12 protein-coding genes are annotated in these 12916 nt (G+C 72.1%); 3 read left to right on the forward strand and 9 right to left on the reverse strand.

Features of this window, described 5'->3' with window-relative positions:
* The first annotated feature begins 366 nt into the window (after positions 1-366).
* Positions 367-1539, forward strand: coding sequence for a 4-hydroxybenzoate 3-monooxygenase (locus AAD528_RS08155; protein WP_345751574.1), 1173 nt, complete (start codon positions 367-369; stop codon positions 1537-1539).
* 229 nt (positions 1540-1768) lie between these two features.
* On the opposite strand, the gene AAD528_RS08160 is transcribed toward AAD528_RS08155, so the two are convergent.
* Genes AAD528_RS08160 through AAD528_RS08175 form a run of 4 tightly spaced genes read right to left on the reverse strand, consistent with a single transcriptional unit; the run spans position 1769 to position 5206 of the window.
* On the reverse strand, positions 1769-2527 hold the full coding sequence (locus AAD528_RS08160) for an alpha/beta hydrolase family protein (protein ID WP_345751575.1): 759 nt from the start codon (positions 2525-2527) through the stop codon (positions 1769-1771).
* Positions 2528-2568: 41 nt separating this feature from the next.
* On the reverse strand, positions 2569-3126 hold the full coding sequence (locus AAD528_RS08165) for a dihydrofolate reductase family protein (RefSeq protein WP_345751576.1): 558 nt from the start codon (positions 3124-3126) through the stop codon (positions 2569-2571).
* Positions 3127-3155: 29 nt separating this feature from the next.
* A complete protein-coding gene (locus tag AAD528_RS08170; protein ID WP_345751577.1) occupies positions 3156-5009 on the reverse strand; it encodes an ABC transporter ATP-binding protein in 1854 nt (617 codons plus the stop codon).
* Complete coding sequence (locus AAD528_RS08175; protein WP_345751578.1) at positions 5006-5206, reverse strand: AsnC family protein; 201 nt, start codon at positions 5204-5206, stop codon at positions 5006-5008. Before AAD528_RS08175 ends, AAD528_RS08170 begins: the two co-directional genes overlap by 4 nt.
* A 128-nt stretch (positions 5207-5334) precedes the next feature.
* On the opposite strand from AAD528_RS08175, the gene AAD528_RS08180 reads away from it, so the two are divergent.
* Positions 5335-6243 carry an alpha/beta hydrolase gene (locus tag AAD528_RS08180; protein ID WP_345751579.1) on the forward strand — a complete coding sequence of 303 codons (909 nt, stop codon included), beginning with the start codon at positions 5335-5337 and terminating at the stop codon, positions 6241-6243.
* Positions 6240-7286 carry an LLM class flavin-dependent oxidoreductase gene (locus AAD528_RS08185; protein WP_345751580.1) on the forward strand — a complete coding sequence of 349 codons (1047 nt, stop codon included), beginning with the start codon at positions 6240-6242 and terminating at the stop codon, positions 7284-7286. Before AAD528_RS08180 ends, AAD528_RS08185 begins: the two co-directional genes overlap by 4 nt.
* Positions 7287-7390: 104 nt before the next feature.
* Here the strand turns inward: AAD528_RS08185 and AAD528_RS08190 are convergent, their stop codons facing one another.
* The 5 genes from AAD528_RS08190 to AAD528_RS08210 form a co-directional block, all read right to left on the reverse strand.
* Entirely contained in the window at positions 7391-8950 is a 1560-nt protein-coding gene (locus tag AAD528_RS08190) for an aldehyde dehydrogenase family protein (RefSeq protein WP_345751581.1), read from the reverse strand.
* A gap of 8 nt (positions 8951-8958) precedes the next feature.
* A complete protein-coding gene (locus tag AAD528_RS08195) occupies positions 8959-10086 on the reverse strand; it encodes a sugar phosphate isomerase/epimerase family protein (protein WP_345751582.1) in 1128 nt (375 codons plus the stop codon).
* Between the two features lie 26 nt (positions 10087-10112).
* Complete coding sequence (locus AAD528_RS08200; protein WP_345751583.1) at positions 10113-10895, reverse strand: SDR family NAD(P)-dependent oxidoreductase; 783 nt, start codon at positions 10893-10895, stop codon at positions 10113-10115.
* A gap of 95 nt (positions 10896-10990) precedes the next feature.
* The gene (locus AAD528_RS08205) at positions 10991-11818 is read right to left on the reverse strand and encodes an SDR family NAD(P)-dependent oxidoreductase (RefSeq protein WP_345751584.1); all 828 of its coding nucleotides are present in this window, start codon (positions 11816-11818) and stop codon (positions 10991-10993) included.
* 5 nt (positions 11819-11823) lie between these two features.
* A complete protein-coding gene (locus tag AAD528_RS08210; RefSeq protein ID WP_345751585.1) occupies positions 11824-12870 on the reverse strand; it encodes a sugar ABC transporter substrate-binding protein in 1047 nt (348 codons plus the stop codon).
* Between the last annotated feature and the right edge of the window lie 46 nt (positions 12871-12916).

Below are 12916 nucleotides of genomic sequence, written 5' to 3' on the forward strand. Positions count from 1 at the left end.
GCCCACAGACCGCGAAGGACGGACCGCACTCGGTCCTTCGCCCGCGAACGATCCGGATCAGCGCCGCACACGCCCCGGTCGAACGCGACACAGAAACGGCCCGCCCCTGTCTTCCGATCCGGGGGCGGGCCGTTCATCTCCTCTCCTTCGTTTCGCACGCTGTGGGCCCGCAGGCGACGCCCTGGCGAGCGAGGGCGCTGTCGCTGCGCTCAACGCTCGCTTCGCTCGCACAGGTCTCTTCAGACGCGCTTCGCCCCCGTGGCGCGGCCGCGCCCTGCACGATGGGGGTCGGATCGGTGAGGCCCCGACTGTGACAGGCTCGGAGAGGCGCGATCGGCGACGGAGCCGACGCCGAGGAGGACACGGATGACCGAGCGCACCGCCGTCGCGATCGTGGGAGCGGGGCCCGCGGGGCTCCTGCTCTCGCACCTGCTGGACGCGGAGGGCATCGCGTCGATCGTGATCGACAGCCGGTCGCGCGAGGAGATCGAGACGACGATCCGCGCGGGCATCCTCGAACAGGGGACCGTCGAGATCCTGGACTCCACGGGCGCGTCGGATCGGGTGCGCACCGCCGGTGTTCGTCACGACGGCATCGAGCTGCGCTTCGACGGCGAGGGGCACCGCATCGACTTCGCCTCGACCGTCGGACGCGGCGTGTGGCTGTACCCGCAGCACGAGGTGCTGAAGGATCTGATCGCCGCACGCCTGGCCGCGGGGCAGGATCTGCGCTTCGGAGTCGGCGCGGTGGCGGTCGAGGATGTCGAGACCGACCGTCCTCGGGTGATCGCGACCGGACCGGATGGCGAGCGGATCGAGATCGAGGCGGACGTCGTCGTCGGGGCCGACGGATCGCGGGGTGCGACGCGCGAGGTCGTGACCGGATCGCATGGGGGCTTCTATCGCGAGTACCCGTTCGCGTGGTTCGGTGTGCTGTGCGAGGCGCCGCCGTCCGCCGACGAGCTCATCTACAGCAGCTCTCCCGACGGGTTCGCGTTGATCAGCCAGCGCAGCGCGACCGTGCAGCGGATGTACTTCCAGTGCGACCCCGAGGAGGACCCGGAGCGATTCTCCGAGCGCGAGCTCTGGGACATCCTGCAGGCGCGTGTGCCGGGCACCACGCTGCGGGAGGGGCGCATCTTCCAGCGCGATGTGCTGCGGTTCCGCAGCTTCGTGGCGCACGAGCTGCGCCGCGGCCGCGCCGTGCTCGTGGGCGACGCGGCGCACACCGTGCCGCCGACCGGGGCGAAGGGCATGAACCTCGCCGTGGCCGACGTCGTGCTGCTCGCCGACGCGCTGCGCGCCCTGCTGGCCGAGCGGGACGAGCGGCCGCTCGACGCCTATCCGGAGCGGGCGCTGAAGCGCATCTGGAAGGCCCAGCACTTCTCGTGGTGGATGACGAGCATGCTGCACGTCGCGCCGGACGCGACGGACTTCGACCGCCGCCGCCAGCTCGGCGAGCTGCGCAGCGTGGTGGAGTCCGAACCCGGCCGCGCCTACCTCGCCGAGGCGTACACGGGCTGGCCGCTCGAGCGCTGAGACCGCACCGCCCACGTGAGACTGCAGCGCGCACGCGAGACTGCAGCGCGCACGCGAGACAGCAGCGCGCACGCGAGACTGCAGCGCGCACGCGAGACCGCAGCGCCCACGTGAGACTGCAGCGCGCACGCGAGACAGCAGTGGCGACGTGCGGTCTCGGCGGAGGGATGCGGTCTCGCCGGCGAGGTGCGCAAGGCCGACCTGCGGGCGCGCGGGCAGAAGCCCTGAGTCAGCCCAGGTAGGCGCCCGCCCACGCGCCGATGATGCGCGCGGCGCGCGCCGCGTGGCCCTTGCCCGTGAGGAAGTGATCCGTCGCCTCGAGGTCGATGAAGCTGCGCGGATGGTGCGCGGCGAAGAAGATCTCCTGCGCGTTCCTGATCGGCACCATGGTGTCGTCGGGGGAGTGCAGGATCAGCAGGGGCTTGCGCAGGCGCTCGATCACCTCGGACAGGTCGGTGCGGCGCAGGTCGTCGATGAAGCCGCGGCGCAGCGTGAGCTCGCGCCCGCCGATGCGCCACTCGGCCTCGCCCTGCGCCATCACGAGGTCGACGATGTGCTCGAAGTTGTGCTCGGCGTGCTGCGGCTCGTACGGCGCGCCGACCGTGGCGAGCGCCCGGACGTCTGGGCACTGCTCGGCCGCGGCCAGCACCGCCGCGCCGCCGAACGAGTGGCCGACCAGCAGGGAGACCGGGGTGCCGCGCCCGGCCATCATCCGGGTCGCCGCGATGGTGTCGGCGACCTTCAGCGAGAACGAGCTGTCGGCCCAGTCGCCGCCCGAGTCGCCGAGGCCGAGGTTGTCGAAGCGCAGCATGCCGATGCCGTCGGCCGCGAGCGCCTTCGAGACCCGGGACGCCGCCGGGCTGTCCTTGCCCAGGGTCAGGCCGTGGCTGAACACACCCCAGCCGCGCACCTCTCCCTCGGGGATCTCGAGCACCCCCGCCAGGGTGGGACCCGACGTGGAGGGGAACTGGATCGGCTCACTCGTCATGCCGACCATCGTGCCAGCCGCGCCCGCCGTCGCGCGCGAGGTCAGCCCGTGCGGTCCTCGGTGAGCCCGCCCACCACGCGGTAGCGCGCGGCGATGAACGCGCGGTTCCGCGTCGCCTCGAGCAGCTCGAGATCGAGCCGGCGCGGCAGGATGGGGGCGCCCGCGCCGAGCGTGACCGGGGCGATGTACGCGATCACCTCGTCGAGCAGTCCGGCGTCGGCGAACGCGCCCGCCAGCTCGCCGCCGCCGACGACCCAGAGATCCCTGCCGCCCGCCGCCGCGACCATCTGCTCGTGCACCGCGCGCACGTCGCCCGAGGCGAAGCGGACGTCCGCGCCCTCGAACGGCGGCACGTCCAGGTCGCGCGTCGTCATGACCCAGGCGGGCACCGTGTAGAACCACTGGTCGGGGAAGTGCTCGCGCACCCACGTGTAAGTGGTCGAGCCCATGACGATCGCGCCGATGCCCGCGATGAAGTCGTCGTAGTTCAGCGGCCCGGCCTGATCCTGGTCCTGCCGCAGCAGCCAGTCGAGCGACTGATCCGGATCGGCCAGGAAGCCGTCGAGCGTCGTCGCCGTGTAGTAGAGGAGCTTGGTCACCCGCCCAGTGTGGCGCGGGCCTCGGACATTCAGACCAGCAGCTGGTGCCGCGCGAGGTCGCGGTAGAGGGGGACGCTCGCGACGAGCTCGGAGTGCGTGCCCTGCCCGATCACCTCGCCGCGGTCGAGCACGACGATGCGGTCGCTGTCGATGACCGTCGAGAGGCGGTGCGCGATCACCAGCAGCGTGCGGCCCTCGGCGACCGCGTCGATCGCGTCGCGCATGAGCTGCTCGTTGAGGCCGTCGAGCGACGAGGTCGACTCGTCCAGGAGCAGGATCGGCGGGGCCGCGAGCAGGGCGCGTGCGATCGCGAGTCGCTGGCGCTCGCCGCCCGACAGCATGACGCCGTCCTCGCCGACGGGGGTGTCGACCCCCGTGGGCGAGCGGTCGATCACGCTCCCGAGATTCACGGCGCGCAGCACCCGCTCGCAGTCGGCGTCGGATGCGTCGGGCGACGCGAGGCGCAGGTTGTCGGCGATCGTGCCGGCGAGCGTCGGGGCATCCTGCTCGACGTAGCCGAAGCGCGCGCGCAGCTCGTCGCGCGACAGCTCGCGCACATCCTGTCCGTCGAGCTCGATGCGGCCCGCCGTGGGGTCGTAGAACCGCTCCAGGAGCGACAGGATGGTCGACTTGCCCGCGCCGCTCGGACCGACGAGCGCGACGCGCGCGCCGCGGGGCACGTCGAACGAGACGCCGCGCAGCACGTCGTCGGGCGTGGCCGACTCGTCGAGCGGCACGTGAGCCTCGCGCTCGGCCTGCTCCCGCGCCGCGACGGCGGCCGCGGGGTAGCGGAAGCGCACGTCGCGGAACGCGATCGCCGCGGCGTCGGGCACCGGAGCCGCGGCGCGCGGGGCGCCGTCGGTCGCGGTCTCGTCGGGGAGATCCAGGATCTCCTGGATCCGTCCGAGCGCGCCGAGCGCCTGGCCGACGCTCGCGATCGCGCCGAACGCCGAGGCGAGCGGCATCACCAGCAGGAACAGGAACATCACGAACGTCACGAGACTCGACACCGCCACGGCGCCCGAGGCGACGCGCATGCCGCCGACGCCGAGCACGACGAGCATGGACGCCTGCAGCGCGATCCCGGCGATCGGCACGACGAGCGCCGAGGCCTTCGCGACCTCGACGCCGGCATCGTACGCCTCGGACGCCTTCTCGCTCACCGCCTTCTCCTCGCGCGATGCGGCGCCGGCCGCGCGGATCGTCCGCACGGCGCCGATCGCGCGCTCGATGCCGCTCGTGAGCTCGCCGACGCGCTCCTGCTGGCGGGCGGTGGCGCGGCGCATCCGCCCGCTCAGCGACACGACCGCGACCACGCTGATCCCGAGCACGCCGGCGATCGAGAGCAGCAGGATCGGATCGATCACCAGCATCGCGACGAGCGCGCCCACGAACAGCAGCACGCTGCCGACGCTGTCGGCGAGGCCCTGCGTCAGCACGGCATAGAGCATGGTCGTGTCGGTGCCGACGCGCGAGACCAGGTCGCCCGTGCGCCGAGCGTCGAACTCCGAGATCGGCAGGTGCAGGATGCGGGCGATCAGGCGGCGGCGGCTCGACAGCACGACCGCCGTGCCCGTGCGCTGCAGCAGGAAGTGCTGGTAGGCGCTGATCGCCGACGACACGATCACGAACGCCACGAGCGACCACACCAGCACGCCGAGCGGCTCGCTCGCCTGCACCCGCTCGATCACCTGGCCGATCAGCAGCGGCTGGACGAGCGTCGTCACCGCCGCGAGCACGCTCAGGATCGAGACCCACACGAGCACGCGCTTGTGCTCGAAGATGAACGGCAGCAGCTGCCGGAATGTCGCGCGGGGGCCGTCGTCCCTGCGGGGGCGGGCGAATGGACTGCGGCGGGTGCGGGTGTCGGACACGGTGCTCATTTTCGGCCGAACTTCTTGTGTGCCGCCTGCTTGGTGATCCCGAGCGCCGTCGCGATGGCCTCCCAGGAGTATCCGTGCACGCGGGCGCGGCGCACCTGCGCCTCCTCCTCGCGGCTCAGCTCGCGTCGCTGCTCCGCGATGCGGAACAGTGCGGGGATCGGCTCATCCGGATCGGTCGCCTGGGCGGTCTCGGTCATGACGTCAACTGTAGTTGACGTTCGGGTGCCGGACAAATCGGGCGCGGCGACTCCCGCTCGGTGGAGACCCGTGCGCGACGGGCTCCCGGAGCGTGGGATTCTCGAGACACCCGAGAGGAAGGACGCCGATGTCCGGACTGCCCGCCGACGCCTGGGCGACGCTGCGCGCGCACGCGCGCACCTTCACCCCCGAGGCGATCGCCGAACAGCGCACGCTGCTCGGCGAGATCCTCGGCGACATCCGCGCGCCCCACGTCGAGCGCGACGTGGCGTACGGGGAGGACGAGCGCCAGCGGTTCGACCTGCACGCGCTCGAGCCGCTCGAGCCCGGCGCCGCGCGGCCGATCATCCTGTTCGTGCACGGCGGCGGATTCGTCGGCGGGGACAAGCGCGATCCGGTGCTGCCGTTCTTCGACAACGTCGGCGCATGGGCGGCCGGACTCGGCTGGATCGCCGCGACCATGACGTACCGGCGCGCGCCGGATCACGTCTGGCCGGCCGGCGCGCAGGACGTCGGATCCGCCGTGCGGCGGCTGCGCGAGGACGCGCCGGCGGTCGGCGGGGATCCGGATCGCATCGTGCTGTTCGGTCACTCGGCGGGCGCCGCGCATGTCGCGGGGTACATCGCGGGGCATGGTGGACCGGTCTCCGGAGGCATCGCGGGCGTCGCGCTGCAGTCGGGCATCTACGACCCGGTCACCGCGGACGACGAGATCGCCGCCATGGTCGCGTTGTACTACGGCGACGACCGCGCCGCGCGCTCGCCGCTGGCCGCGCTCGCCGCGTCCCGCCTGCCGCTGTTCATCGGCACGGGCGAGCACGATCCGCTGGCGTTCCAGCGCCAGGCCGCCGCGGCCGTCGTCGCGGTCCTGGCCGAGCGCGGCGCGCTGCCGTTCGCTCACGTCGCGCCGGGCCACAGCCACTTCACGAGCGTGCTGAGCCTCGGCGCGGACGAGACGTTCGGCGCGGTCGTGGCGCGATTCATCCGCCGGGCCCTGGGCGACTCCCCGGCCGCACACGAAGGAGCGCCCGCATGACGGGGAGCACGGCGATCGAGTTCGGCCTCTTCGACTGGGTGGACGCCTCCGGGCGGGACACAGCGACGCACTACGACGAGCGGATCGCGCTCGTTCGCCGGGCGGACGCGAGAGGATTCGGCCGCTATCACGTCGCCGAGCACCACGGCACGCCGCTCGGGCTCGCGTCGTCTCCCGCCGTGTGGCTGGCGGCGGTCGCCCGGGAGACCTCGCGCATCCGCCTCGTGCCGACGACGTTCATCGTGCCGCTGTACGACCCGCTGCGCCTCGTGCAGGAGATCGGCATGCTCGACCAGCTCTCGCACGGCCGGCTCGAGATCGGCATCGGCAAGGGCTCCTCGCCGATCGAGGCCGGCTTCTTCGGCTTCGATCGCGAGGAGATGGCGGAGCGCTACGCCGCCCACACGCCCGCGATCCTCGCGGCGCTGGAGACGGGCGTGTTCACGGACCCGCGCACGGGGGAGCGGACGGAGCTGTTCGTCCGGCCGCGCGCGGTGCCGGAGGTCTGGTACCCGACCGGCAACCCGGATTCGGTCACCCAGGCGGCGTCGCGCGGGCAGAACGCGATCTTCGGCTTCGCGTTCAGGTCGCCGCCGCTGGAGGTGATCCGCGAGCATCGCGAGCTGTACTTCGCCGAGCGGGCGCGGGCGGCGGCGGAGCGCTCGGATGCCGCGACGCCGCGCTTCGGCATCATGCGCCACGTCGTCGTGGCCGACACGGACGACGAGGCCTTCGCCCTCGCGCGCGCCGCGTTCGACGAGCACTTCGACAGCTTCTCGCACCTGTGGCGACGCGCCCAGGCCGGGCAGTACGAGCAGACGCCGGACGTGCACGACCTGGTCGACCGTCACCTGTTCTTCGTGGGATCGGCCGAGACCGTGCGCGAGCAGGTGGCGCACGTGATCGCCCGGACCGGCATCAACTACCTCGCCGGCGCGTTCGCATGGGGCGGTCTCCCGCACGAGGCCGCGCTGCGGTCGCTCGAGCTGTTCGACGAGCACGTCATCCCGGCCGTGACGACAGGGTCGGCCGGGGCCCGCTGATCCGCGAGACCTCGTTCACGCCACGAGACCGCAGCGGAGCGCTGCGGTCTCGTGGCGGCGATGCGGTCTCGTGGATCGCGGGGTCGCCGGGGTGAGGGCGGGCGTCAGTGCGCCATGGCCTTGAGGGCCTCCTCGTCGAGCGTGGCGATCGAGTGGGTGTCCTGGAAGTCGCGGACGCCGTCGATGCCCTGCTCGCGGCCCATGCCCGACTGCTTCACGCCGCCGAACGGCGCGCGCAGGTCGAGGCGGTTGGCGCCGTGGTCGTTGATCCACACGTAGCCGCACTGCAGGCGGGAGCCGATGCGCTGCGCGGTGTCGGGGCTGGAGGTCCAGACCGAGCCGCCCAGGCCCGCCCACGTGTCGTTCGCGGCCGCGATCGCCTCGTCCTCGGAGTCGAACGGGATGATCGGGATCACCGGGCCGAACTGCTCCATCGTCACGACGCGCAGCGAGGGATCCGGATCGATCACGAGTGCCGGGCGCAGGAAGTTGCCGCCCTCCAGCTCGCCGCCGGGCAGCTCACCGTACTCCCGCACCTCGGCGCCGGCGTCCTTCGCCTCCTGGATGATCTCCTCGACGAACGCCTTCTGCGCCGGCTGGTGCAGCGGGCCCATCGTTGTGCCCTCGTCCAGGCCGTAGCCGAGCACGACCTTCTGCAGGCGCGCCTCGAGCGCCGCGACGAGCTCCTCCTGCCGCGAGCGATGCACGTACACGCGCTTGGCGTTCATGCAGATCTGACCCGTGGTGTCGTAGATCGCGCCGAACAGGCGGTCGACGTGCGTGTCGTCGAGCACGGCGTCCTCTGCGATCACCGCCGCGTCGTTGCCGCCCAGCTCGAGCGTCACGCGCGTGAGCGTCTTGGACGCCATCTCCATCATCCGCTTGCCGCCGTTGACGCTGCCGGTGAACGACAGCTTCGCGACATCGGGGTTCTGGATCAGGGCCGACATGTTCTCGTCCTTGCCCGTCACGACGTTCAGCACGCCCGCGGGCAGCTTCGCCGCGACGCGCTGCACCAGCCGCGCGGTGGCGAGCGGCGCGGATGCCGGCGGCTTGACGACGACCGTGTTGCCCGCGAGCAGCGCGTTCGGGAGGGCCGCCCCGAGGATCGCGATGGGCCAGTTGAACGGCACGATGATCGACACGACGCCCAGCGGCGAGTGCTGCACCTGCGTGGTGACCGGGATGCCGGGCGCGGGCGAGAGCGTCGTGCCCTCGTCGACCTGATCGGCGACGCCGAGCGTGACGTTCCAGCGGATCTCGAACACGAGCGCGTCGATCCACGCCTCCATCCGGATCTTGCCGTTCTCCTGCGACAGGATCGCGGCGTCCGTGTCGCGGTCGTCCGCGATGCCGGCGATGGCCTCGGCCATCGCCGCCGCGCGCTCCTGCGCGGAGAGCGCGGACCAGGCGGGGAACGCGGCCTTCGCCGCGGCGACCGCGTCTGCCACGTCCTGGGCTGACGCAGAGGCGGCCTCGCCGACGATGACGCCGGGCTTGCCCGGGTCGGCGATCTTCACGACCTCGTCCGTGAAGCGCTCCTCGCCGCCGATGTACAGGGCCGTGCGGACGGCCGTCTGCGTCTCGGCCGATCCGACCTCGGTGTCCGACGCCGAGCCGTCTGCGGCGTCCGTGCTGACGACCGCGTCCTGGGTGTCCGTCATGGGATCACTCACCTCTCTGTGTGTGCTGCGGGTGCGTTCGCGCCCGCGGGGTCATGCGCTGCGGGTGCTCCCGCATCGGGTGGTTCCGGCGCGGGGGCGCCGGGGGGAATACGGGTCTCGGGATCAGTGTGTGCCACGAACGGATCGGAGACAATATCGTCGCCAGGATCCGTTCCCGATCCACTCCCATTCGCCGGGGCGACGCCGTCCGAGGCCCGCGCGCGGGCGAGGCGCGCGGCCCTGCGGCCGGGGGCGCTCGCGGCCCAGCCGGCCCGGATGAGCCGCGCCGCGTCATCGACGAGGAGCAGCCCGTCGACGTAGGGCTCCCGCCAGATCGCCAGCGCGTCGCGCGCCGGTGGCGGCAGGATCGCGGCGCTGAACGCCTCCACGCCCCATCGCCCGGCATAGCCGTCGTCGAGGGCGCGGCGCACCACACCGGCGACGTCCACCGATCCGCGCGACAGCCTGCCGCGTCCGGACTGGCCGAGCTCGAGGAACGCCAGCCGCGGCAGGGCCGTGCGGATCGCCGCGGAGACGTCCTCCTCCTCGACCGCCATGTGGAACGTGTCGAGATGGATCCTCAGGTGGGGCGAGCCGCTCGCCTCCGCATAGGCCATCGCCTGCTCGGCGGTGTTGATCATGGCGGTCTCGTACCGGTTCAGCACCTCGAACACGACGGTCACCCCGCGCTCGTGTGCGCGATCGGCGACCTCGCCGAGGGCCGCGGCCGAGCGCTCCCGCGCGTCCCGCGGCACCTGCGTGGGCGAGCGCCCGAACAGCCCGTACGGCACGCCGTTGAGCTGATCCGACCCGAGCGCCGCCGCGACCTCGACCATCCGGTCCAGCGCGGACACGCCCGCGGCGCGCACCTCCGGATCGGGCGAGGACACGTCCGCGTCGGGCGTCTGGCCCGCGATGGGAATCGCCGACAGGCCCCGCGCCTCGCAGAGCCTGCGGAAGCCCGGCGCGTCGAAGACGTCCGGATCCACCGGCGGGAGGACCACCCGTCGGAACCCGCGCGCGGCGATGCCGTCGAGCGCGGCGGTGAGCACGTCCGAGCCCGGGTCGGCCAGCACCACGTTGAGGTGGCACGCGACATCGAGGCCGGCGGGCAGCTCTTCGGGGATGGCGGACATCCGGTTCTCCTCTCGCCGCGTCCGGCTCAGAACACCGGCAGGTCGAGGCGCTGCTTGAAGACGGAGTAGCCGTCGTCGACGCTCACCACGGTGCCGTTGATGACGCGCGACTCGTCCGACGCGAGGAAGGCCACGACGTCCGCGATCTCCTCGGGATCCGTGAGCCTGCCGCGCAGCTGCTCGGCCGCGAACGTGGCCTTCAGCTCCTCGCTGAACTGGTTGATGATCGGCGTGGCCACGCGGCCCGGCGTGATCGCCACGGCCCGGATGCCGTGCTCAGCGAGCTCGTACGCCGCCGAGCGGGTGAACGAGATGACGGCGGCCTTCGCGGCGCTGTAGCTGAACGCAAGCTCGGCGGCCTGCTCGCCGTAGACCGACGACGTGCTGATGATCACGCCGCCCGTGCCCTGCTTCGCCATCTGCCGGCCGGCCGCGACGATGCCGTAGTAGACGCCGTTCTGATCGACCTTGATCATCGGCTCGTAGTCCTTGACCACGTCGTGCTCGAGCAGCGGCGCGCCGCCCGCGATGCCGGCGTTGTTGAAGATCACGTGCACGGCGCCGAAGACCTCGACGGCCTTGGCCACCATCGCCTCGACGTCGGCGAACACCGACACGTCGACCGCCGTGGCCGCCGCCGCGCCGGGGAAGCCGGCCTCCTCGACCTCGGCGACCACCTGCTCGGCGCGCGCCGGGTCGATGTCGGCGACGAGCACCTTGGCGCCCTCGCGCACGAACTTGTGCACGGTCGCGCGTCCGATGCCGCTCGCGCCGCCGGTGATGATGGCGACCTTGCCGTCGAGTCTCATGTGTGTCTCCTCGGTGATGTGTCTGTCGTGCGTGATGGGTGGGGACCGGAGGGGAGGGAGCGTGCGGCCTCCCCTCCGGATCCCCGGAGCGGATGTCAGAAGGCGGTGTGCGAGAGCGCCACCGCGCCGCCGTCGACCGCCAGGATCGCCCCGGTCACGAAGGCCGAGGCCGGCGAGACCAGGAAGAGCATCGGTCCCTGGATCTCGGGCATCGTCCCCATCCGGCCGAGGGGGATCGTCGAGGCCCACTCGGCCTCGAACTCGGGCGAGATCTCGGTCTTGCCGTCGCCGATCCGGGTGCCCTTGAAAGGGCCCGGCGCGACGGCGTTGACCCGGATGCCTCGGGGCGCGAGCTCGAGCGCGGTCTGGCGCACGAAGTTCAGGATCGCCGCCTTCGTCGCCACGTAGGCGTACGACACCATGGGGTCGGTGCGCATGCCGGCGGTGGACGCGGTGACGAGGATGCGCCCGCCGCGATCGAGCACGCGCGCCGCGGCGCGCACGGTCTCGAACGTGCCGGTGAGGTTGGTGCCGACCACCTCGTCCCACTCCGCGTCGGAGTAGTCGGCCAGGCGCCCATCGGCGCGGTAGCTCGCACCGCCCGCGATGCCCGCGTTCGCGACCACCACGGTGGGGCGGCCGACCTCGCGGACCACGCGGTCCAGCACCGCATCGACCGCACCGCGGACGGCGACGTCGACGGCGAAGCCGTGCGCCGTGCCGCCCGAGGCCGCGATGCCCGAGACCACATCGGCGACACGCGCCTCGCTGCGACCCAGCACGACGACCGTCGCGCCCGCGGCCGCGTACATCTCGGCCGCGGCCTGACCGATCCCGCTCGACGCGCCCGTCACCACGACGAGGTCGCCGCTCAGGTCGAACAGGCCGGCGATGTCCGGCCTCGTCTGCAGCTGCGTGCTCATCCGGATCAGAGAGTCGGCTCGAACGAGTCGACGTTGCTGCGGTCGATCAGCTCGGCGGGCAGCTCGATGAAGTTCTCCTCGGGCAGCGTCGCGCTGTCGCGGTAGTCGTTCATGATGTCGATGACCTGGTCGACCACGCCGATCCAGTCCTGCGCCATGGAGCCGTACATCGGGCCGTTCTTCTTGATCTCGACCGTCGTCTCCTTCAGCGCGTCGACGCCCGTGACGAAGATGTCGTCGCGGCCGGCCTCGTTGATGGCCTTCACGGCGCCGAGCGCCGCGTCGTCCCATCCGACCCACACGGCGTCCAGGCCGTCGGGGTTGGCCTGCAGGTAGTCCTGCACGAAGTTCAGCGCCTCGGTGCGTCCCGTGCCGGGGTTGAGGGCCTGCTTCATCTCGCCGCCCGCGATGTTGGCGCCCTTCTCCTCGAGCAGGTCGAGCGCCAGGTTGCTGCGGGTCATGATGCCGATGTGGGGATCGTGGCCGATCACCATGACGTCCTTGCCCTCGAGCGAGCCGCCGACGGCCTCTTCGAGGGCGCCGACGGTCGCCTCGGCCATCTGCTGCTGGCTGAAGGTGACGTCGACCGCGTATGCGTCGTTCGCCTCGACGCCGCCGTCGATCGAGAAGATCGGGATGCCGGCGTCCGCCGCGGCCCGCTCGATCACCGCGGTCTGGCGCGGGTCCGGGAATCCGGCGAGGATGGCGTCCGCGCCGTTGGAGATCTGGTTCTGGATCTCGGTCGTGATCTCGTCGTAGTTGAACTCGCTGGTGTCGAGCGTGACCTCCCAGTCGTCCTCCTTGTTGCCCGCCTCGACGAAGTAATCGAGCGTGAGCTTGCCGCCGGGGGTGCCGTAGCCGGCGGTGAACGCGGCGACCTTGAAGACGCCGTCGTCGCCCATGCCGTTCTCCTTGGTCTCTCCCGCCGCGCCGGCCGGGGCGGCGCCGCCGCCTCCCTGGCCGGTGTCGACCGAGCAGCCGGCCAGCGCCGCGACGGCGAACAGGCCGACGCCGGCGGCGGCGAGGGGCTTGAGGATCCTGTGTGCGTGCATCGTGAACTCCCTTGTCTGAGATGCGGGTACTGCTGGTGGGGGTGGG

It is taken from the genome of Microbacterium rhizophilum (assembly GCF_039605615.1).
Lineage (GTDB): Bacteria > Actinomycetota > Actinomycetes > Actinomycetales > Microbacteriaceae > Microbacterium > Microbacterium rhizophilus.